The organism is Gordonia sp. NB41Y, assembly GCF_030718915.1.
GTDB lineage: Bacteria > Actinomycetota > Actinomycetes > Mycobacteriales > Mycobacteriaceae > Gordonia > Gordonia desulfuricans.
Window position 1 is genome coordinate 3,511,620 of record NZ_CP132196.1, and the last position, 19,803, is coordinate 3,531,422.

17 protein-coding genes are annotated in these 19,803 nt (G+C 68.4%); 8 read left to right on the top strand and 9 right to left on the bottom strand.

Annotated features, from left to right (window positions below):
• Positions 1 to 165: 165 nt before the first annotated feature.
• A complete protein-coding gene (locus Q9K23_RS15165; protein WP_305950186.1) occupies positions 166 to 1,863 on the top strand; it encodes a VanW family protein in 1,698 nt (565 codons plus the stop codon).
• Between the two features lie 99 nt (positions 1,864 to 1,962).
• Here the strand turns inward: Q9K23_RS15165 and Q9K23_RS15170 are convergent, their stop codons facing one another.
• Positions 1,963 to 3,327 carry an aromatic acid/H+ symport family MFS transporter gene (locus tag Q9K23_RS15170; RefSeq protein ID WP_305950187.1) on the bottom strand — a complete coding sequence of 455 codons (1,365 nt, stop codon included), beginning with the start codon at positions 3,325 to 3,327 and terminating at the stop codon, positions 1,963 to 1,965.
• 223 nt (positions 3,328 to 3,550) lie between these two features.
• On the opposite strand from Q9K23_RS15170, the gene Q9K23_RS15175 reads away from it, so the two are divergent.
• Positions 3,551 to 4,327 (top strand): SDR family NAD(P)-dependent oxidoreductase, encoded by a 777-nt coding sequence (locus tag Q9K23_RS15175; RefSeq protein WP_053776349.1) that lies wholly within the window; start codon positions 3,551 to 3,553, stop codon positions 4,325 to 4,327.
• Between the two features lie 266 nt (positions 4,328 to 4,593).
• Entirely contained in the window at positions 4,594 to 4,725 is a 132-nt protein-coding gene (locus Q9K23_RS15180) for a hypothetical protein (RefSeq protein ID WP_020791712.1), read from the top strand.
• Positions 4,726 to 4,775: 50 nt separating this feature from the next.
• Here Q9K23_RS15180 and Q9K23_RS15185 read toward each other — a convergent pair whose 3' ends face one another.
• The 5 genes from Q9K23_RS15185 to Q9K23_RS15205 form a co-directional block, all read right to left on the bottom strand.
• Complete coding sequence (locus tag Q9K23_RS15185; protein ID WP_020791709.1) at positions 4,776 to 5,831, bottom strand: zinc-dependent alcohol dehydrogenase family protein; 1,056 nt, start codon at positions 5,829 to 5,831, stop codon at positions 4,776 to 4,778.
• A gap of 140 nt (positions 5,832 to 5,971) precedes the next feature.
• Complete coding sequence (locus Q9K23_RS15190; RefSeq protein WP_020791710.1) at positions 5,972 to 6,430, bottom strand: SRPBCC family protein; 459 nt, start codon at positions 6,428 to 6,430, stop codon at positions 5,972 to 5,974.
• A gap of 162 nt (positions 6,431 to 6,592) precedes the next feature.
• Complete coding sequence (locus tag Q9K23_RS15195; RefSeq protein ID WP_020791711.1) at positions 6,593 to 8,425, bottom strand: acyl-CoA dehydrogenase; 1,833 nt, start codon at positions 8,423 to 8,425, stop codon at positions 6,593 to 6,595.
• 290 nt (positions 8,426 to 8,715) lie between these two features.
• Positions 8,716 to 9,486 (bottom strand): deoxyribonuclease IV, encoded by a 771-nt coding sequence (locus tag Q9K23_RS15200; RefSeq protein ID WP_020791713.1) that lies wholly within the window; start codon positions 9,484 to 9,486, stop codon positions 8,716 to 8,718.
• A gap of 17 nt (positions 9,487 to 9,503) precedes the next feature.
• Positions 9,504 to 9,710 carry a hypothetical protein gene (locus Q9K23_RS15205; RefSeq protein WP_020791717.1) on the bottom strand — a complete coding sequence of 69 codons (207 nt, stop codon included), beginning with the start codon at positions 9,708 to 9,710 and terminating at the stop codon, positions 9,504 to 9,506.
• 207 nt (positions 9,711 to 9,917) lie between these two features.
• Between Q9K23_RS15205 and Q9K23_RS15210 the strand changes: the two genes are divergently transcribed.
• The 3 genes from Q9K23_RS15210 (at position 9,918) to Q9K23_RS15220 (ending at position 12,287) form a co-directional block, all read left to right on the top strand.
• Positions 9,918 to 11,114 carry a phosphatase PAP2 family protein gene (locus Q9K23_RS15210; protein WP_082365718.1) on the top strand — a complete coding sequence of 399 codons (1,197 nt, stop codon included), beginning with the start codon at positions 9,918 to 9,920 and terminating at the stop codon, positions 11,112 to 11,114.
• Positions 11,115 to 11,123: 9 nt separating this feature from the next.
• Entirely contained in the window at positions 11,124 to 11,549 is a 426-nt protein-coding gene (locus Q9K23_RS15215) for a DUF6153 family protein (RefSeq protein ID WP_053776350.1), read from the top strand.
• 63 nt (positions 11,550 to 11,612) lie between these two features.
• On the top strand, positions 11,613 to 12,287 hold the full coding sequence (locus Q9K23_RS15220) for a DUF305 domain-containing protein (RefSeq protein ID WP_020792146.1): 675 nt from the start codon (positions 11,613 to 11,615) through the stop codon (positions 12,285 to 12,287).
• 75 nt (positions 12,288 to 12,362) lie between these two features.
• On the opposite strand, the gene Q9K23_RS15225 is transcribed toward Q9K23_RS15220, so the two are convergent.
• Entirely contained in the window at positions 12,363 to 13,439 is a 1,077-nt protein-coding gene (locus Q9K23_RS15225; RefSeq protein WP_053776351.1) for a DUF4185 domain-containing protein, read from the bottom strand.
• A 69-nt stretch (positions 13,440 to 13,508) separates the two neighbouring features.
• On the bottom strand, positions 13,509 to 14,378 hold the full coding sequence (locus Q9K23_RS15230; RefSeq protein ID WP_053776352.1) for an acyl-CoA thioesterase domain-containing protein: 870 nt from the start codon (positions 14,376 to 14,378) through the stop codon (positions 13,509 to 13,511).
• A 100-nt stretch (positions 14,379 to 14,478) separates the two neighbouring features.
• Between Q9K23_RS15230 and Q9K23_RS15235 the strand changes: the two genes are divergently transcribed.
• On the top strand, positions 14,479 to 15,051 hold the full coding sequence (locus Q9K23_RS15235) for a DUF308 domain-containing protein (protein ID WP_053776387.1): 573 nt from the start codon (positions 14,479 to 14,481) through the stop codon (positions 15,049 to 15,051).
• 49 nt (positions 15,052 to 15,100) lie between these two features.
• Positions 15,101 to 15,343 carry a hypothetical protein gene (locus Q9K23_RS15240; protein WP_020791554.1) on the top strand — a complete coding sequence of 81 codons (243 nt, stop codon included), beginning with the start codon at positions 15,101 to 15,103 and terminating at the stop codon, positions 15,341 to 15,343.
• Positions 15,344 to 15,688: 345 nt separating this feature from the next.
• Here the strand turns inward: Q9K23_RS15240 and Q9K23_RS15245 are convergent, their stop codons facing one another.
• On the bottom strand, positions 15,689 to 19,606 hold the full coding sequence (locus Q9K23_RS15245) for a Pls/PosA family non-ribosomal peptide synthetase (protein ID WP_305950188.1): 3,918 nt from the start codon (positions 19,604 to 19,606) through the stop codon (positions 15,689 to 15,691).
• Between the last annotated feature and the right edge of the window lie 197 nt (positions 19,607 to 19,803).

Below are 19,803 nucleotides of genomic sequence, written 5' to 3' on the forward strand. Positions count from 1 at the left end.
TAGATATACGGGTTAGCTTCGGTTGAGCTGTCAGACCCCCGACCCGACAGCTCAGCCGGGGCGCAAACCATATCGAGGGCTTGGCCTGCGGATAGTCCGCACGCCAGGCCCTCGATCGCAATCCGGCATCAGGAGGCCGGGTCGCATTTGCCACATTTGTTCGGTATGAGTGACACAGTGAGATCCGCGCCGCGACGCCGCATCACGGCAGTGCTCCGCGTCGGGATCTGTGTGACCTCCGTCATAACCCTGCTGCTCGCCGCCGACCTGCTCGTCACCGACGGACACACCGCGCGCGGCGCGGTGACCGCCGGTCGCGACACCGGAAACCTGTCGGCCGCGCAGCTGTCGCCGCAGATCGCGGCGATGACCGACCGGACCGAGGCGCCGGTCTCGGTGCGCACCACGTCCGGTTCGGCACAGATCGGCCCGGATGAACTGGGTCTGACCTTCGACGCCGAGGCCACCGCCGACCGGCTCCGGGACCAGCCCCGCAATCCGTTCAGCCGGTTACTCGCGCTGTTCGGGCGTTCCCACGTCGTCGACCCGGTGGTCGGCGTGGACGCCACGGCCCTGTCGTCGGCGATCGACGCCCGGCGCGGCGATCTCGAACGCGCCGCGGTCGAGGGCGGCGTGCACTACGACGGGACCGAGCCGGTCGCCGACAATCCTCGCGGCGGGCTACGGGTCGACCGCGACGCCGCGGCGTCGGTGCTGGCCCGTGAGTGGCTGACCGGCAGCACCGTCGATCTCCCGATGGAACCGTTCTCGCCGACGGTGAGCGCCGCGGTGGTCGCCGCGACCGTCGACGGCGCAGCCGAACGCGCGGTCTCCGCCGACGTCGTCGTCACCGGCCGTGACCGCGTCTCGGTGCGGCTGACCCCCGAACAGATCGGCATGGTTCTCACCTTCGTCCCCGACGGTCGCGGCGGCCTGGTCCCGCACATCGACCGCACCCGGGGCAAGAAGGTGCTCGCCGGGCTGGTGCGCTCGGAGTCCAAGCCGGTGAACGCACGGTTCTCGCTCGCCTCCGGGTCGCCGACGGTCGTGCCGTCGCGAGATGGTGCGGCGATCGACTGGGAGAAGACCTTCGCCGCGATCGAGCACGTACTCGTCACGGCCACCGCCCCACGGTCCGCCGAGGCCGTCTACCGCCCGTTGCTCCCCACGCTGACCACCGCGAAGGCCCGGGGGCTCGGTGTGCGTGAACTGGTCTCGGAGTTCACCACCGGCGGCTTCTCGTCGGCGTCGGGGGAGAACATCCGCCTGACCGCAGCGGCGGTCGACGGCGCGCTGATCCTGCCCGGACGCACCTTCAGCCTGAACGGGCACACCGGCCCGCGCGGCTCGGCACAGGGATATGTGACCTCCACGGTGATCGACCACGGCCGCGCCACCAACGCTGTCGGCGGCGGCATCTCGCAGTTCGCGACCACGCTGTACAACGCCGCCTACTTCGCCGGGCTCACCGACGTCGACCACACCGAGCACTCCTACTACATCTCCCGATACCCGGAGGCGCGCGAGGCGACGGTGTACGACGGCGCGATCGACCTGGTGATCGGCAACGACACCCGGCACGGCGTCCTGATCGAGACCAGCTGGAGCCCGTCGGCGGTGACCGTGCGGATGTGGAGCACCAAGACCGTCGAGGTGGAGTCGATCACCGGTGCGCGCTATGCGCACACCTCCCCGGAGCTCAAGAAGGTCCCGCGCGGCAGTGACTGCATCGCCAGTGGTGGCGGGCGCGGATTCACCACGTCGAACACCCGGGTGATCACCGATGCGAAGACCGGTGCCGAGATCAGCCGGCACACCCGAACGGTCCGCTACGAGCCGGAACCGAGGATTCGCTGCGTCTGAGTCGTGTCGGGTGCGACTCCGCTGCACGACGCCCGCGGAGGCGGGTGCACCGGATGTGCGCCCGCCGCCGGACCGGCACCGATGACCGGCCGGGATCGGTCATCCGGTGGCGAGTGCCGATCCGGCGTCACGGCGGTGGTCGCCGGCGACCGGTGCCGGCGTGCTGCCCCGGCGCGGCACGAGCAGCGTCGCGGCGGCGCCGAGCAGGGCGATCCCGGCGAACAGGTAGAACGCCGAGTCCGCCGACACCCCGGCGCCGATCAGCATGCCGCCGATCATCGGGCCGACGATGCCGCCGAGCCGACCGAATCCGGCGCACCACGCCACACCCGCCGCGCGCGCCCGGGTCGGGTAGTAGTTCGACACGTAGCCGAAGATCAGCACCTGGGTACCGATGGTGCCGGTACCGGCCACCGCGACCGCGATCAGCAGGATGGGCAGCGACAGCCCCAGGGTCAGGCCGATCAGGGCGAAGGTGGCCAGGCAGAACGACGTGGCGACGATGCGCTGCGGTCCGCGGGAGTCGGCGAGCCGGGCGGCGATCAGTCCGCCGACGATCGCCCCGCCGTTGAGCACCAGCAGGAAGCCCAGCGATCCCTTGGTGTCGAAGCCGGACGACTTCATGATCTGCGGCAGCCAGGTGTTGAGACCATAGGTCAGCAGCAGTCCGGCGAAGCTCATCATGCCGAGCAGCGCGGTCGGGGCGAGCAGCGGACGGCGGGCCAGGGCGGAGAACCCGATCCGTTCGGTGCGCTCGGTCGGCGTCGGGGACGGCGGTGCCAGGTCCACCGGGATGCCGGTGCGCACGCTGATCCGACGTGCGTCCTCGGTGCGGTCGCGGGCGACCAGCCACTGCGGCGACTCCGGCATCCGGAGCACCGCGAGGGGGAGCAGGGTGACGATCGGCAGGGCACCGACCAGGAACAGTCCGCGCCAGCCGATGTGGTCGGCGAGCAGCATCGCCAGGACGGCCGCGAGTACGCCGCCGGCCGGGACGCCGCTGTAGACGATCGCGTTGAACAGGTTGCGTTTGGCCGGAGGGGCGAACTCGGCGACCATCGCGCCGACGGTGGCGACCAGGCCGCCGATGCCGATGCCGGTGAGGCAGCGCAGCAACCCGAAGGTCACCAGGTCGTGGGCGAGGGCGGTGGCGGCCATGCCGATGGAGAACCAGACGATGTTGGCCAGCATCATGGTCCGACGACCGAGCCGGTCGCCGAGTGCCCCCGCGATGAACGCCCCGATCATGACGCCGACCAGGGCATAGGAACCGAGTGCGCCTGCGGTGGCCGGACTCAGCTCCCCGATCTGGGTGGGATCGTCGAGCAGCGTCGGCAGGACGGTGCCGTAGACGACGAGGTCGTATCCGTCGAAGACGATCGCGATCGTGGCCAGGGTGACGATCCAGATCACGCTGCGGCGGTGTTCGGGGCTCGACCAGCTGGCGGTGGGTGGGGCTGACATGGGCTGCCTCTCGATAGACGTGCTGTGGAACACGATGATTCGCGAGAGGTGGCGTGCATCACATCGGAGCTTTGCCCGGTTCTGGCCAAGGGTGCGATTGATCAGCGGGATCGCGTGATTGAGACCCGGGGGCGAGGGGTTCGCCGCCCGTGCCGGTGCTACTGAGCGACCGCTAGTTCGGGTGGGTGTGTTGTGCAGGACACACCCGTCGTAGTCTGTCGACGTGGATATCAACGGAGCAAGTGCAATCGTGACGGGTGGGGCGTCCGGTATCGGCGCCGCGGTGGTCCGCCAGCTGGCGGCCAAGGGCGCGAAGGTCGTCATCGCCGACCTCAACGCCGACAAGGGTGCGGAGCTGGCCAAGGAGGTGGGCGGGGAGTTCGTGCCGGTCGACGTCACCGACACCTCGTCGATCGAGGCCGCGGTCAACGCCGCAGGTGAACTCGGCCCGCTGCGCGTGCTGGTCAACTCGGCCGGTATCGGTTCGGCACAGCGCACCATCGGCCGCGATGGTGAGTTCGCCTCGGCGCACAACCTGGACGTGTACAAGAAGGTCATCGCGATCAACCTGGTCGGCACCTTCGACGCGATCCGCCTGGCCGCCACCGCGATGAGCCGCAACGAGGCCGCCGCGTCGGGCGAGAAGGGCGCCATCGTCAACATGGCCAGCGTCGCCGCATTCGACGGCCAGATCGGCCAGGCCGCCTACTCGTCGTCCAAGGGCGGCGTCGTCGGTATGACCCTGCCGGTCGCACGTGACCTGGCCGCCGCCGGGATTCGCGTCAACACCGTCGCGCCCGGTCTGATCGACACCCCGATCTACGGTGAGGGTGAGGCGTCCGAGGCGTTCAAGGCCAAGCTGGGTGAGTCGGTGCTGTTCCCGCACCGGCTCGGCGAACCCGACGAACTCGCCTCGATGGTCGTCGAGCTGGTCACCAACTCGTACATGAACGCCGAGGTCGTGCGTGTCGACGGCGGCATCCGGATGCCACCGAAGTAGTCGGCGGCCCAACACTTCTCGACGAGCACAGCGGCCCTCCCGGAATCTCCGGGAGGGTCGCTGTGCGTTGTGGTCGAGACCGGATCACGATCGGTGTCGACACCGATCGTCGATGCCGCGTCCTGATCCTCGGCGACGAGGGACGCGTCCGCTTCGACGACGACCCGATCCTTCTACGACCAGCCGAGTGGCGTGGGGTCTCACCGGTCAGAAGGTGACGGCGCAGGCGCGGCCGGTCGGACGGTCGGGACATCCGGGAGTTCACCGTGACGATGGAGTCGTCGATGGGGTCCAAGCGCTCCGGCAGCGAGGGCGGATTCGTCGCGGCGATGGTCGCACTGGCCACCGCCTTCTATGCCGAGGTGGTCGAGCGGGTGCGGTCGGGACGCGACGTGTGATGTCGCGGCCCGACCGTTTTCGGGTACTCCGGGTGTTGTCGGCCCGGTGATCAGGAGTTCAGGATCACCTTGAGCGCCTTGGTCTCTGCGGCCCGGCCGAACACATCGTAGGCGTCGATGATGTCGCCGAGGGCGAAGCGATGACTGATGAACGGGTCCGGGTCGATCCGCCGCTGCGCCACCAGCTTGAGCAGGGTGTCGAGGGTGTTGGTGTTGACCAGTCCCATCGTCATCACGATGTTGGAGATCCACAGATCCTGTAGTGGTAGATCGACCGACGAGCCGTGCACCCCGACATTCGCGACATGTCCTGCGGGGCGGACGATGTCGAGACACATCTGGAAGGTCGCGGGGATGCCCACCGCCTCGATGGCGACGTCCACGCCGAGGCCGTCGGTCATCGCCAGCACCTGGTCGCGCCAGTCCTTCGCCGACGACACCACACCGTCGGTGGCGCCGAAGAGGCGTGCCTGCTCGACGCGGTTGGCGTCGAGGTCGATGGCGACGACACGACTGGGGCCGTACAGGCCGGCGGTTGCGATGGCCGCCAATCCCACTGGGCCCGTTCCGATCACGGCCACCACATCACCGGGTTTCACGGCACCGTGGCGTACCCCGATCTCATGGCCGGTGGGCAGGATGTCCGACAGCAGGGTGCCCTGTTCCGGACTCACCGTCGCCGGGAGTTTGTACACCGAGGTCTCCGCATAGGGCACACGGACGTACTCGGCCTGGGTGCCGTCGATGAGATGGCCGAAGATCCAGCCGATCCCCGAACTGCCCTCGCTGCCCAGACAATGGGAGAACACACCCTGTTTGCAGTAGGCACATTTGCCGCACGCCGAGATACACGACAGGATCACCTGATCGCCGACGGCGAGAGTGGTGACGGCGTCACCGATCTCGGTGATGGTGCCGACACCCTCGTGGCCGAGGATGCGCCCCGGTGTGACGGCCGGGACGTCGCCCTTGAGGATGTGCAGGTCGGTGCCACAGATCGTCGTGGTGTCCATCTTGACGATGATGTCGGTCGGTTCGCTGAGCTCGGGATCGGGAACGTCCTCCCAGGCCTTCTGTCCGGGGCCATGGAATACAAGAGCTTTCATCGTTACACCTACGTCTTCGTCATCGTGTGGGTCGAGAGGGTGGTGGATGGCCGATCCGTTCCCACGCTACGTCGCCGGCGCGGTCGCCTGGAAGGGGTGGGACACTGCCGGGCCGTCTCAACATGAGACATCGGCGGTGATCAGCGGGGCATGCTCGCATCACGCGCACCGATCTCGGTGAGCCGCCGGATCAATCCGCGCCGCCCGGATCGCATCATGTGGGCGTGATTGGCGCGAAGAAAAGGACGAAGCGGCCAGAGTGGCGCCACGGCAACATGTTTGGTGAAGTCCACCTGCTGCAGGAAGTGCACGACGGTGCGCTCGGGATCCGCATCGGGGCGGACGGTCCACTGGCTCCAGCCGACCAGGTCACCGTCGAGCCGGGCGCGCAGCACCCCGGCGGCCGGGTCGACGAGGTCCTGGCGCAACCGGACGGAGAGCGAGACCGGCAACAGCGAGCGGAACCGCGCGCGGCCGGAGTCGGCGTCGATGCGCTGGGCGTCGTGGACCTGCGGCCACCAGGACTCGTAGCCGTCGGCGTCGGCGAGGACCGCGAACACGTCGTCGTGGCGGAAGGGGATCCGCCATCGACTGCTCATCTGGAAGCTCCGTGAGCCCACGGACCCCAGTATGCGCCGTCCGGCGCCTCGGGTGTGCGCAAGTGACGCCGAGCGGCCCGGCCCGGTCCGCAGACAGACCACCGGCCGGGACCCGTGGGGCCCCGGCCGGTGGCGGTACTGGAGGTGGAGCTGATCGTCAGATCAGAACGCGGCCTCGTCGAGTTCCATCAGATCGTTGTCGACGTTCTCGACGGTGGTGCGCACCGAGGTGAGCAGCGGCAGCATGTTCTTGGCGAAGAAGCTTGCGACGGCCACCTTGCCCTCGTAGAACGACTGGTCGTCGCCGGCGCCCTCGTCGAGCTTGGCGATGGCGATCTCGGCCTGACGCAGCAGCAGCCAGCCGATGAGCAGGTCGCCCACCGACATCAGGAACCGCACCGAGCCGGTGCCGACCTTGTAGAGCTCCTTCGGGTTCTCCTGCGCACCCATCAGGAAGCCGGTGAGGGCGGCGGCCATGGCCTGGACGTCCTGCAGCGCGGTCTGCAGCAGGGCGCGCTCGGTCTTGAGGCGACCGTTGCCCGCCTCGGAGTCGATGAACGACTGGATCTGGCCGGCGACGTGTGCGAGGGCCTGGCCCTTGTCGCGGATGATCTTGCGGAAGAAGAAGTCCTGCGCCTGGATGGCAGTGGTGCCCTCGTACAGCGAGTCGATCTTCGAGTCGCGGATGTACTGCTCGATCGGGTAGTCCTGCAGGAAGCCCGACCCGCCGAGGGTCTGCAGCGACTCGTGACCGAGGTTGGCGTACGCACGCTCGGAACCGACACCCTTGACGATCGGGAGCAGTAGGTCGTTGACCCGGTGGGCCAGCGCCGGATCGGCACCCGACACGATCTGGGCGGCGATCGGATCCTGGTGCGAGGCGGTGTAGAGGTACACCGCACGCAGACCCTCGGCATAGGCCTTCTGGGTGAGCAGCGAACGACGCACGTCCGGGTGATGGGTGATGGTCACGCGCGGTGCGGCCTTGTCGGTCATCTGGGTCATGTCCGCACCCTGCACACGCTCCTTGGCGTACTCGAGGGCGTTCAGGTAACCGGTCGACAGGGTGGAGATGGCCTTGGTGCCCACCATCATCCGGGCGTGCTCGATGACGTCGAACATCTGCGCGATGCCCTTGTGGACCTCGCCGACGAGCCAGCCCTTGGCCGGGATGCCGTGCTGGCCGAAGGTGACCTCACAGGTGGCGGAGGCCTTGATGCCCATCTTGTGCTCGACGTTGGTGACGAAGGCGCCGTTGCGCTCGCCCAGCTCACCGGTCTCGGGATCGAAGTGGAACTTGGGGACGAAGAACAGCGAGAGTCCCTTGGTGCCGGGGCCTGCGCCCTCGGGGCGGGCCAGCACCAGGTGGAAGATGTTCTCGGTCATGTCCTGGTCGGCGGAGGTGATGAAGCGCTTCACGCCGTCGATGTGCCAGGAGCCGTCCTCCTGCAGGGTGGCCTTGGTGCGGCCGGCGCCGACGTCGGAACCGGCGTCGGGCTCGGTGAGCACCATGGTGGCGCCCCAGCCGCGCTCCGAACAGAGGGCCGCCCACTTCTTCTGCTCGTCGGTGCCGTTGTCGTAGAAGATGTTCGCGAAGCCGGAGCCTGCGGCATACATGAACACCGGCGGGTTGGCGCCGAGGATCATCTCACCGATGGCCCAGTACAGCGACCGCGGTGCGGGCAGGCCGCCGAGCTCCTCGGCGACACCGATCTTGTCCCAGCCGCCCTCGACGAGCGCGTTGTAGGACTTCTTGAAGCCCTCCGGGATGGTGACGCTGTGCTCGTCCGGGTCGAAGGTCGGGGGATTGCGGTCCGCGTCGGCGAAGGAATCGGCGATGACGCCCTCGGCGAGGTTCTTGACCTCACGGAGCATGTCGACGGCGGTCTCGTGATCGAGATCGCCGAACTCGCCCGACTCGAGAACCTTGTCCAGTTCGAAGACCTCGAAGAGGTTGAACTGGAGGTCGCGCATATTGCTCTTGTAGTGGCCCATCTGGAGTTCCTATCTGACTGCGGGCTGGTCCCTGCGGTTGGCGTCGCCGGAAAACGTCGGTGGCGAATGGCGTGCGCCCGAGGCGGCCGGTGGTGGCAACGTTCGGTACGCGTAAGTTACTCGCCGGTAACCTCAAGAATACCGTGCCTGCGCGTAACGGACAACCCGCGGAGGGATGTGAGATCGGGCAACCTCCCCCGGAACGGATTCGGCCCACACAGACGGGAGAACGGGCGCACCCCGCGGCACGGGGTGCGCCCGTTCTCGGACGTCGGGAGTGGGTCGATACCTCAGAGCGCCGAGCGCAGGTACTCCAGATCGGCCGGGATTCCCTCGGCCGGGGTCTCCAGGATCACCGGGGCGTCGGCGGCCTTGGCCACCGCGGCCAGCACCTCGGGGTCGATGTGTCCGGACGCGAGGTTCGCGTGGCGATCGCGACCCGAGTCGAACTCGTCGCGCGAGTTGTTCAGGTGCACCAGATCGATCCGTCCGGTGATCTCCTTGACCCGCTCGACCAGGCCGACCAGATCCTCGCCACCGGCCCAGGCGTGGCAGGTGTCGAGGCAGAACCCGGCCTGCTCGAAGTCGCCGACGGCCTCCCACAGCCGGTCGATCGACTCGAGGGTGCGGGCCATCGCGTGATCGCCGCCCGCGGTGTTCTCGATCAGGATCGGCACGCCGAATCCGCCCTTGTCGGCCTGACGATCGAAGAGCTTGCGCCAGTTGGCGAATCCCTCTGCGGAATCCTCGCCGTCGCGCAGATGGCCACCGTGGACGACGAGGCCGAAGGCGCCGAGTTCGGCGGCTGCGTCGGCCTGCTCCACGACCGCCTTGCGGGAGGGCATGCGCAGCCGGTTGTTCAGGCTCGCGACGTTGATCTGATAGCTCGAATGCACCACCACGTCGACCGGCGACTCGCGGATCGCCGCCGCATGCGGATTGGGTTTGGGCTTGGTCCACTTCTGCGGATCGGTGACGAACATCTGGAAGACGTCGATACCGAGTTCGTCGGCGGAGGCGAGGGGATCGGCGTCCTCGCGCAGGTGTGCTCCGATGCGCATGCCTCACACCTTAGAGGTCAGTCGTTGGGCTCGGTTTCGATGGTGATCGGCACCCCGGAGGCGATCAGCAGGCGGCACGGCGCCTCGGTGCCGTGATAGAGGTTCAGCCACTGGTGCCCGGCGCCTTTCGCATAGACGGCGTCGAGCGCGCGATCGAGACGTGCCTCGGCCTCCTTGCTGATGATGTAGCGCTGATCGCCGTAGCGCAGGAATCTGTTGGGCATCGTGACCTCCGGGCGCCGTACTCCGGCCCATACGGCCGGTTTCTCGGTACTTCCACAGTGTGACCGAGAGCACTACCGAGTGGGGGAGTTCGGGATGATCTGACACACGCGAGGCATCCCGAACGGAAGACCAACGAGAGATGTTCATTAGGCTGACTTCTGGTTACGGCTTGACGGCAGGACGCAAGCCACGGTGAGGGGTGAGCGTTGAGCGTTGACGAGACGACGTCCGGCCGCTCCTCCGAGGCGGATCCGCCTGGCCTGGAGCCCATCCTCGACGACGTCGCGGCGGCCGCCGAGATGGAGGCCGAACCGGAGAAACGTCGCGATCTCACCATGGTCCGCCGGGTGGCGGTCCTCGCGTGGGTCGTCTTCATGGGCCTGGAGTTCTGGCAGCACGGACTCGCCTTCGACCGCACCCGCCTGATCCTGCTGCTGTGTCTGGGCCTGATCGCCGCGAGCATCGGCCGCCGCAAGGTGATCACGGTCTTCCTCGACTGGGCGCCGTTCGCGCTGATCCTCATCCTCTACGACTGGACCCGCAACGTCGCCCAGATCATCCAGGTCCCGGTGGCGTGGCATCTCGCCCCCGATGCCGACCAGGCGATGTTCGGGGTGGTCCCCACGACCTGGCTGCAGGAACACCTCAAGCAGGCGCAGGCCCCGTGGTGGGAGGTCATCACCAGCCTGGTCTACATGTCCTACTTCGTCGTCCCGTATGCGGTCGCCGCGGTGCTGTGGCTGCGCGATCGTGGTGCCTGGCGCCGGTTCGCCGCCTGCTTCGTGGCCACCACGTTCCTCGGCCTGGTCGGCTACACCCTGGTGCCGGCCGCCCCGCCCTGGGCGGCGGCGCGCTGCACGGCGGCCGAGGTGGCCGACGGTCCGCGCGAGGCGATCTGCATGACCACCCCGGAGGCCTCCAGCCCCGGCGGCATCCTCGGTCCGATCGACCCGGTGCATCCCGACGCCGCACCCTATGTGGAGCGGATCTCCGCCCGCGGCTGGGAGTACCTGCACATCCACGTCGCGTCCAACCTGATCGAGATCGGGCAGGGCAAGTCCAATCTCGTCGCCGCGATCCCGTCCCTGCACGCCGGACTGACCATGCTGCTGGCCCTGTTCATGTGGCCACGCGTCAAAGCGCTGGGCAAGACACTGTTCATGGGGTACGCGGTCGCGATGGCCTTCACCCTCGTCTACACCGCCGAGCACTATGTCTTCGACATCATCCTCGGCTGGGGACTGGCCGCGGCGGTGATCGTCGTCTATCAGATCATCGACCGCTCGATCGTGCAGCCGCGCAACCGGCGTCGGGAGGAGCGACGGCTCGCCGAGTCGGCGGATGCGGCCCCGCGTGATGTCACGGATCCGGACGCGCCGGTCGCCTCACCAGCGAGTGGCTAATCTGGGAACATGCACTTGCGCCGTACCCGCCACCTGCCGTGGTGGGCGCGCGTCGCACTGATCCTGACCGTCGCGCTCGCGTTGGCGCTCATGCACGCACTGGTCGCCGGACCGGCGATGCCGATGCCGATGCACGACACGCAGAACGCACACGGATCGCATTCCGCGCCGGGTTCGGCCCCCACGATGACTTCGCCGTCGAAGGCCACCGACACCCACATGGGTAGCGGGGACCACTGCGACCTCGGCCACCAGTGCCACCTCGTCCGAGGCGACGACGTGCCGTTGCCGCCGGTGATCCTGGTGATCCTGATCTGGGTTCTGGCGGCGCCACCGGTGCTCGCGGGAGTGTGGTCGGGGGCGGTCCGCCTCCTGGGACGACCACCACCGTGGGCCGTGCCCACCCATCTGGAACTCGCGGTGATCCGCTGCTGATCGGCAGGTTGTGCCCACACCACCGATCAACAGGCGAATTCACCTCCCAGACAGGAGTTCACGATGAACCACCTTTCCACCCGGGCCCTCGTCGCCGCGGCCGGCGCAGTCACCGCCGTCGCACTCGTCACCGGATGCTCATCCGATGACAACACCAGCGGCGATGGGCACGGCGATCACGCGCACATGACGATGATGTCGGCGACGCCGTCGGGCACCGTGGCGTCGACCGCGGGCCAGAGTGCCCACAACCAGGCCGACGTGATGTTCAACCAGATGATGATCCCGCACCACGAGCAGGCGGTGGCGATGGCCGACCTGGTTCCCACCCGAACCGACAACGCCGAACTACGGACCCTGGCGACGCAGATCCGTAGCGCCCAGCAACCCGAGATCGACCAGATGAACGCCCGATTGGCGTCGTGGGGTGTCGGTTCGGGGATGGGCTCGGGCAGCGGGGGCTCGGGCACCGGGGATATGGGCCACGAGAACATGGGACACGGAACGATGAACGGCATGATGACACCGGCGCAGATGACCGCCCTCGAGCAGGCGAGCGGCGCCGAGTTCGACAAGCTGTGGCTCACCGGGATGATCGCCCACCACGAGGGCGCGGTCAGCATGGCCGAGACCGAGCTCGCCGACGGCGTCAACCCCGAATCCCGGGCCATGGCAACGCAGATCAAGACCAGCCAGCAGGCCGAGATCGATCAGATGAAGACGATGCTCGGGCAGTGACCGGCAGGTGACTCGCGTGCCGCCGGAGGTTTCTGGGTTGCCCGGAGGCCTCCGGCGGTCGCGTTCCGGCGGTGATCAGCTGCGTTGCAGGGGTAGCCGCATCAGGTACACCTGATAGCCGTAGGAGATCGAATACGTGAAGTACAGCATCGGTCCCGACGTCGACCACGGATGGATGTACGGCGCGTAGCCGGAGTACGGGTCGTTCTTCGACACCACCAGCTGGCCCCGGCTCCAGGGTCCGGCCGGGTTGTCGGCGGTCCGGAGCTTCACGCCCTCTCCGGTGGTCGACAGCGAGATGAACTTGCCCAGATAGGAATTCCACGCCACCGACAGTTCTCCGGTCGGGGCGGGCATCACCGGGGTGGCGGCACCGGGATCGTTGCGGACCCACCGGCCGTACGAGAAGTACTCGTAGGCACCGAGATTCTCGATCGCGTGCTCGGGGACGCGGGCGAGATACACCGCGCCGTACCGGCCGTCGGGGGTGCCGTAGGTGTAGACGGTGTCGCCGACCTTCAGCAACGCCGACATATGGAACTTCTTGTTGCCACCGCCGTTGGGTCGGAATGCGTTGACCGAGTGCCAGTTCGCACCGTTGTCGGTGGAGGCCACCAGCCCCGACCAGTTGGTGATCCAACTGCTCGGATTGCCCCAGTGCTTGACCGACATGACGCTCATGTACTGCTTGCCGTTGGCAGCGATCCCCGCGGTCGGGATGATCGTCACCTCACGTCGCAGATTCGGCTTGAGCAGGCGTTTGGCATGCCCCGGCGGACCGGCGTGGCCGGTGAAGGTCATGCCGTCGGCAAGGTTGCGATCGGTGCTGCGCAACAGCACATTCGAGCGCCAGTAGAACAGCTGCCCGTACAGCAACGACCAGCCGTTGAACGACTGCGTGTCGCCGAAGGCGGTGAGGATCTCGCCACGACCGTTGTCCCACATGACGCCGAGATCGGTGCCGATGATGTCGTGCCGGCCGACGGTGTCGTTGATCGCGCCCGGACCGGTGAGGCGGGCCACGATCGACCCCATCCCGGATGCGGCCGGGGCCGCGGCCACCGGTGCCTGCACCACCACTCCGGCGGTCAGCGCAGCAGTGGTGGCGGCGACGGCGAGGGCGGTGCGGAATCGTGCGAACGATCGGCGCATGCGGTGGACCCTAGCAAACCCCGGCACCCGCCGTGTGGCCGAGAACACATATCCGTGATGTGGCGGTCGTCACGCCTCGCGGTAGCGTGCGCCGGAATCGACGGTGGTGAAGTCGATCTGGGCGGCGGCGTTGTTCACCGCGGTCACCATCCCGGTGCCGAACATGCCGTCGGCGTCGTACAACCCGGCGGTCGACACCGAGATCCCGTCGTGTTCGGTGTGCGAATCGGCCTCGATGCCGATCCGGGTTCCACGCGGCAGGCGTGAAAGTGCCATGGTCAGATCGCAATTGATGAAGCCGATGCCGGTGGAACCCCAATTGCAGACCAGGCTGGTCGATTCCGCGCTGATCGCGGCCTGCACGAACGGCGTCAGCGGCTCCCCGGCCACGGCGGGTGCGGCCGCGGCCCACAGCCGCTTGCGGGTGGCGGTCTGGTGGCTGCCGATCTCCCGCGTCCACTCACCCGCCGGGACGCCACCGAACGGGGCGTCGGCGGGGTCGGTCGCGAAGAAGGGCATCAGATCGTCGGTCGTCTCCGCCGGCGGGACGAAGCTGACGGCGGAGTCCGGCCGGGTCCACCGCTGCCCCGGAGGATTCTGCGATTCGCGCAGGTACACGGTGGTGGCCCGGGCTGCCAGTACCTCCTCGCCGTCGGCCGGATGCTGGAACACGTCCACCTCGGCGACGCGGATACGTCCACCCGAGCGGACCAGCCGGGACCGCATCGACGTGGGCAGGTCGAGGGCTGCCTTGAACATGTCGACGGTGAATCGTGCGGGGCGGAAGCCGGTCTCGGCGAACTCGACCTCGGTGTGGTGGGCCGCGATGGCGCACACGGCCGGTCCGTTGAGCGTGCCGGGCGCCCACAGGCTGCGGGAGAAGTGCGTCGGCATCACGCGTCCGTCGGATACCGGACAGAAGAAGGCGAGCTCGGTCATCGTTCCTGTCTACCGGCCTGGGTCGACGTGTTCTCATCCGGGAGGGGTGAAACCGCATGACGCCTGCGCCGAACGGCGATCGGCGGGATACGCTTCGACCATGACTTTCGCCGTGTACAACAAGCAGTTCCCCGATGAGCTCATCGGCGCGGTGCGCACCGCACTCATCGCCTCCGCGATCGCCGGAATCGTCCTGGGCCTGATCGCGGTCATCTGGCCCGGCATCACCGTCATGATCCTGGGCGTCCTGTTCGGTATCGCCCTGATCGTCGGCGGCATCTTCCGTGTCTCCCAGGCGTTCGCGGCGTCGTATCTGTCCGGCGGTATCCGCACCCTGCTCGGTCTGCTCGGTGTCCTGACCATCATCGTCGGCGTGTTCGCCCTGTTCAGCCCGGCCAGTGACGCGGTGTGGCTGCTCGCCCTGTTCATCGGTATCGGCTGGATCTTCCAGGGCGTCAACGACCTGTTCGCCGCGGCCAGCAAGTCGGCCCACGCGCCCACCTGGTATCTGGTCTTCTCCGGCATCATCTCGGTACTCGCCGGCATCGTGATGATCATCGCCGGACAGTTCGCACTCACCGTCTTCGTGTGGGTCGGCGGCATCATGCTGATCGTGCTGAGCATCGCCACCCTGTTCACCCTGCCGAAGAAGGTCGACACCCCCGCCGTCTGAGCTGCTCCGTCCGGGGTCACATCCGGGATCTGAGAACTCACGCCTCCTGGTGTCGGGACCGTCCCGACACCAGGAGGCGATCATCACTCCCGGCGCCGCCAAGACCACCACGCCCGTCTCGGTCGACGCCCCGATCATCGAGCGGCGTTACGCCGAACTCGACCACCTCACCGTGGCGTTCGAGACCTTTCCGGTCGACGTCGACGCCGCACCCTGGTTCGCCGGCCTGCGCGGGCGGCCGCGGCGACCGAGGTGTTCATCGCCGATGCCTTCGCGATCTCGCGAGCGATGACCTGCGTGTCCGGCGGTGATCGCCGGCGCCCTGGCCACCTACCGTCGGATCGGGGCGCACCGGTGGTATCGGCGACGGTCGGATCGGCCTGAAACCGGCTTCACCACAACCACTTTCGTGCTGCGTCCGGTGGGCGACCAGGTGTGGGAGGTGGGCGCCCGATGCGGTGTCGACGGTGCGCGCGCTCGCCCACATCACCGAGGTCCAGCCGGAACGCGGCAGACACCTGCCGCGGTACACACCGGCACGACGTGCGAGTACACGCCGCTCGGCGACCCGGTCCGCTGGATCACCGACGACGCGCGGCGGTGACCGCCCCGGTCGGCGTCACCTGCGCGCGTCGCGTCAGCGCTTCGTCCAGGGGGCGATCGGGTTGCCCTGCCACCGGGTGTGCGCAGGCACCACGTCACCGCGCATCACCAGCGAGGCCGGCCCGACGGTCGCCGACTCGCCCAGACCCGACGCCGGCAAGGCCACACAGTGCGGACCGAGGGTGGCACCGGCGCCGAGGGTCACCCGATCGATGGCCATCACGCGATCGTGGAACAGGTGGGTCTGGACCACGCAGCCACGCTGTACGTTGGCGCCGTCGCCGAGGGTCACCAGGTCGGCCTCGGGCAGCCAGTAGGTCTCACACCAGACACCGCGGCCGATCGTCGCGCCCGACATGCGCAACCACAGGTTGAGGATCGGGGTACCGGTGGCCGCGTTGGCGAACCAGGGGGCGGCGACGGTCTCCACGAACGCATCCGACAGCTCGTTGCGCCACACGAACGAACTCCACAGCGGATGCTCGGAGACCCGGATCGGGCCGACGACCAGCCATTTCGCAGCGGCCGCGATACAGCAGGCGGCAGCACCGGCGACCAGCAGCAGCAGGCCACTGACCAGCCCGGCGACGACGAAGTCCGACTGCGAGGCGATGTACTGCAGGCCCAGCAGCATGAAGATGCCCAGCCCGAACGACACCATCACCGGGATCAGGCGCAGCGTCTCGATGACCGCGCGCGCCACCTTCAGCCCGGTGGGCGGGTCGAAGGTGCGGGAGGTGTCGGTCTCGGCGGCGGTGCGGCGCAGGCGGACCGGCGGGCTGCCCAGCCAGCTCGATCCCGACTTCGCCCGGTTCGGGGCCGCCGACAGCACTGCCACCAGACCGTTCTTCGGGACCTTGCGTCCCGGGCCGGTGATACCGGAGTTGCCCAGGAACGAGCGCTTGCCGATCTTGGCGTCGTCGATGTGCAGCCAGCCGCCACCGAGTTCGTAGGAGGCCACCATGGTGTCGTCGGCGAGGAACGAACCGTCGTCGATGGTGGTGAACTTCGGCAGGATCAGTGCGGTGGAGATCTCGGTGCCCTTGCCGACCTTGGCGCCCAGGATACGGAACCAGACCGGCGTCAGCAGGCTGGCATACAGCGGAAACAGGTAGGTGCGGGCGGAGTCGAGGAGGCGTTCGGTCAGCCACACCTGCCATCCGACGCGCGAGCGCACCGGGTGATAGCCCTTGGTCAGACCCAACGACAGCAGCCGCACCAGCACCGCGGTGATCAGCGCGAACACGAACAGGCTGGCGATGGCGGCCGGGGGGATCAGGGCCAGCGCACGCAGACCGACATCGCGCAGGCGGTCGGCGCGCAACGCCCACGACCCGATCACCACCAGGCCCACGGCCAGCGAGATCAGCGGGATGGCGGCCAGCAGCAGCGACGACAGTCCGTAGATGGGCACCCACATGCTGTGCCGGGCCGGACGGTGCTGGGGCCAGGGATGTTCGGCCTTGCCGACCTTGACCGCCGGCGACCCCGCCCAGTGCTGTTCCTTCTTGACGTGTCCGAAGACCGCCGATCCGGGGGAGACCTCGGCGTCGCGGCCGATCACCGCGCCCGGCGCGAGGGTCGAGCGGGCACCCACCGACGCACCACGTTTGATCACGACCTCGCCGATGTGGACGACGTCGCCGTCGATCCACCAGCCCGACAGGTCCACCTCGGGTTCCACCGAGGCGCCCTCGCCGACGGTCAGCATGCCGGTGACCGGCGGGATGGTGTGCAGGTCCACCCCCTTGCCGATCGAGGCGCCCAGCGCGCGGGCCAGGTAGATCATCCAGGGTGCGCCGGAGATGTTGGCCGCACCGGAGGCGTCGAGCAGCCGCTCGGCAACCCACAGCCGCAGATGCACCGATCCGCCGCGCGGGTGGTCACCGGGTGTCACGCCACGCAACAGCAGGCGGGCGCCGACCGCGGCGATCACCATCCGGCCGGGCGGGGTGATGAACACCAGGAATGCGACCAGCACGATCCACCAGTCGACCTCGATCAGCCACGGCACCGACACGTCGAGGCGGTCGGCGATCCAGGCGCCGACGTTGTTGGCCACGCCGAGCCAGGTGGCCCACTGCAGGCCGGTGAGCGTGGTCAGCGGCACCGACAGCAGGATCTGGATCAGCCCGGTCGGTGCCGGGGTGGGGGTGACGATGCGTTCCTCGACGACCGTCGTCGGGGCCACCGCGTCGAGCATCTCGGCGAGCGATCCCAGGCGCGGATGGTCGTAGAGGTCGGCGACGGTGATCTGCGGATACCGCTCGCGCAGGGCGGTGACCAGCTGTGCGGCGGCCAGCGAGCCGCCGCCCTCGGTGAAGAAGTCGGCCTCGTCGCTGGTGACGGTGACGCCCAGGACGTCGGTCCAGCGCTCCGCCAGCCACTGCTCGGTACCGGTCAGGTCGTCGGCGGCCTCGACGGTGGCCGCCGAGCCGGGCAGCGGCCACGGCAGCGCATTGCGGTCGACCTTGCCGGAGGTGCGGGTGGGCAGCTCGTCGACCAGCGCCAACCGCGGCACCATCGGTGCGGGCAGCTGCTGGGTCAGGCTGCGGTGGGCGGCGTCGACGTCGAAGGCGGGGTCGGCCGACACCAGATAGCCGACCAGCAGACTGTTGCCTGCGGCGGATTTGCGGACCGCGGCGGCCGCCCCGGACACCCCGGGCAGGTTCTGCAGGGCGTTGTCGATCTCGCCGAGCTCGATCCGCCGGCCACCGACCTTCACCTGGTCGTCGGCGCGACCCTGGAAGACCAGACCCTCGGCCTCCAGCCGCACCAGGTCGCCGCTGCGGTAGGCGCGCTCCCAGCCCAGGGTGGGCATCGGGGCGTACTTCTCGGCGTCCTTGGCCGGATCCAGGTAGTGCGCCAGGCCGACGCCGCCGATGATCAGTTCACCGATCTCGCCCTCGGCGACCGGCCGGCCCTCCCCGTCGACGACGGCCAGGTCCCAGCCGACGAGCGGCAGACCGATCCGCACCGGTCCGGGACCGCCCAGCGGGGCGGCACAGGCGACGACGGTGGCCTCGGTGGGGCCATAGGTGTTCCACACCTCACGGTCCTCGACGGCCAGACGTTCGGCGAGTTCCGGCGGGCAGGCCTCGCCGCCGAAGATGAGCAGCCGGACAGCCTCCAGGGCCTCCGACGGCCACAGCGACGCCAGCGTCGGGACGGTCGACACCACCGAGATGTCCCGCTGCACCAGCCATGGCCCCAGGTCCATACCGCTGCGCACCAGCGAGCGCGGGGCGGGCACCAGGCACGCGCCGTTGCGCCAGGCCAGCCACATCTCCTCACAGGAGGCGTCGAAGGCCACCGACAGCCCGGCCAGCACCCGGTCGCCGGGGCCGATCGGATCGTCCTGCAGGAACAGCAGGGCCTCGGCGTCGACGAATGCGGCGGCGTTGCGGTGGGTCACCGCCACACCCTTGGGGGTGCCGGTGGACCCGGAGGTGAAGATGATCCACGCGTCCTCGGCGATGGTCGGACGCGTGGCCGCCTCATCCGACGAGGCCTGGGATACCTCGAGATCGGTGGGTTTCGGCCCGGTCGGATGGATGCCGTCGGCATCGATCAGGGCATCGATGTCGGCCTCGCCGAAGACCAGCTCGGCGCGTTCGTCGGGGTCGTCGGCGTCCACCGGGACGTAGGTGGCGCCGGCGTAGATCGTCGACAGGATCGCGGTGTAGAGATGCCGCGTCCCCGACGGCATGCGGATGCCGACGCGGCTGCCGCGGCGGACCCCGATGTCGTTGAGGCGGTCGGCGCCGCGGCGGATCACCGCGAGCAGCTGCGCATAACTCAGGACCACCTCGCCGTCGTCGACGGCCGGGGCATCGGGATGTCGGGCGGCGGTGTCATCGAGAACGTCACACAACGTGCGTGGCGCACTGGCGTGCGCCGACAGCAAGAACTGTGCTGGGATTTCCACACTCACCACCGTTTTCTCGAACATAGGAACGTGAAATATATCCCGCCGTACTCGACTGTCGGCCATGGCACGGGTGAACGTCAGGTGTCGTACTCGTCTAGTTTTCGCCGTCCGGTGAGATCCTGCGCGGCGATCCCGGTATCGACCGCCGGGGCCGCGGGTCCGGTGTAGGTTCACTTACACCGGAAGCTCGTGTGAGGTGACGAGATCAGGGAGGGGGC

Bases quoted from the DNA above. Each gene is read 5' to 3' on its own strand.
- Q9K23_RS15165 (WP_305950186.1), top strand. From the start codon at position 166: ATGAGTGACACAGTGAGATCCGCGCCGCGACGCCGCATCACGGCAGTG.
- Q9K23_RS15170 (WP_305950187.1), bottom strand. From the start codon at position 3,327: ATGTCAGCCCCACCCACCGCCAGCTGGTCGAGCCCCGAACACCGCCGC.
- Q9K23_RS15185 (WP_020791709.1), bottom strand. From the start codon at position 5,831: ATGAAAGCTCTTGTATTCCATGGCCCCGGACAGAAGGCCTGGGAGGAC.
- Q9K23_RS15190 (WP_020791710.1), bottom strand. From the start codon at position 6,430: ATGAGCAGTCGATGGCGGATCCCCTTCCGCCACGACGACGTGTTCGCG.
- Q9K23_RS15195 (WP_020791711.1), bottom strand. From the start codon at position 8,425: ATGGGCCACTACAAGAGCAATATGCGCGACCTCCAGTTCAACCTCTTC.
- Q9K23_RS15200 (WP_020791713.1), bottom strand. From the start codon at position 9,486: ATGCGCATCGGAGCACACCTGCGCGAGGACGCCGATCCCCTCGCCTCC.
- Q9K23_RS15205 (WP_020791717.1), bottom strand. From the start codon at position 9,710: ATGCCCAACAGATTCCTGCGCTACGGCGATCAGCGCTACATCATCAGC.
- Q9K23_RS15215 (WP_053776350.1), top strand. From the start codon at position 11,124: ATGCACTTGCGCCGTACCCGCCACCTGCCGTGGTGGGCGCGCGTCGCA.
- Q9K23_RS15220 (WP_020792146.1), top strand. From the start codon at position 11,613: ATGAACCACCTTTCCACCCGGGCCCTCGTCGCCGCGGCCGGCGCAGTC.
- Q9K23_RS15225 (WP_053776351.1), bottom strand. From the start codon at position 13,439: ATGCGCCGATCGTTCGCACGATTCCGCACCGCCCTCGCCGTCGCCGCC.
- Q9K23_RS15230 (WP_053776352.1), bottom strand. From the start codon at position 14,378: ATGACCGAGCTCGCCTTCTTCTGTCCGGTATCCGACGGACGCGTGATG.
- Q9K23_RS15235 (WP_053776387.1), top strand. From the start codon at position 14,479: ATGACTTTCGCCGTGTACAACAAGCAGTTCCCCGATGAGCTCATCGGC.
- Q9K23_RS15245 (WP_305950188.1), bottom strand. From the start codon at position 19,606: ATGTTCGAGAAAACGGTGGTGAGTGTGGAAATCCCAGCACAGTTCTTG.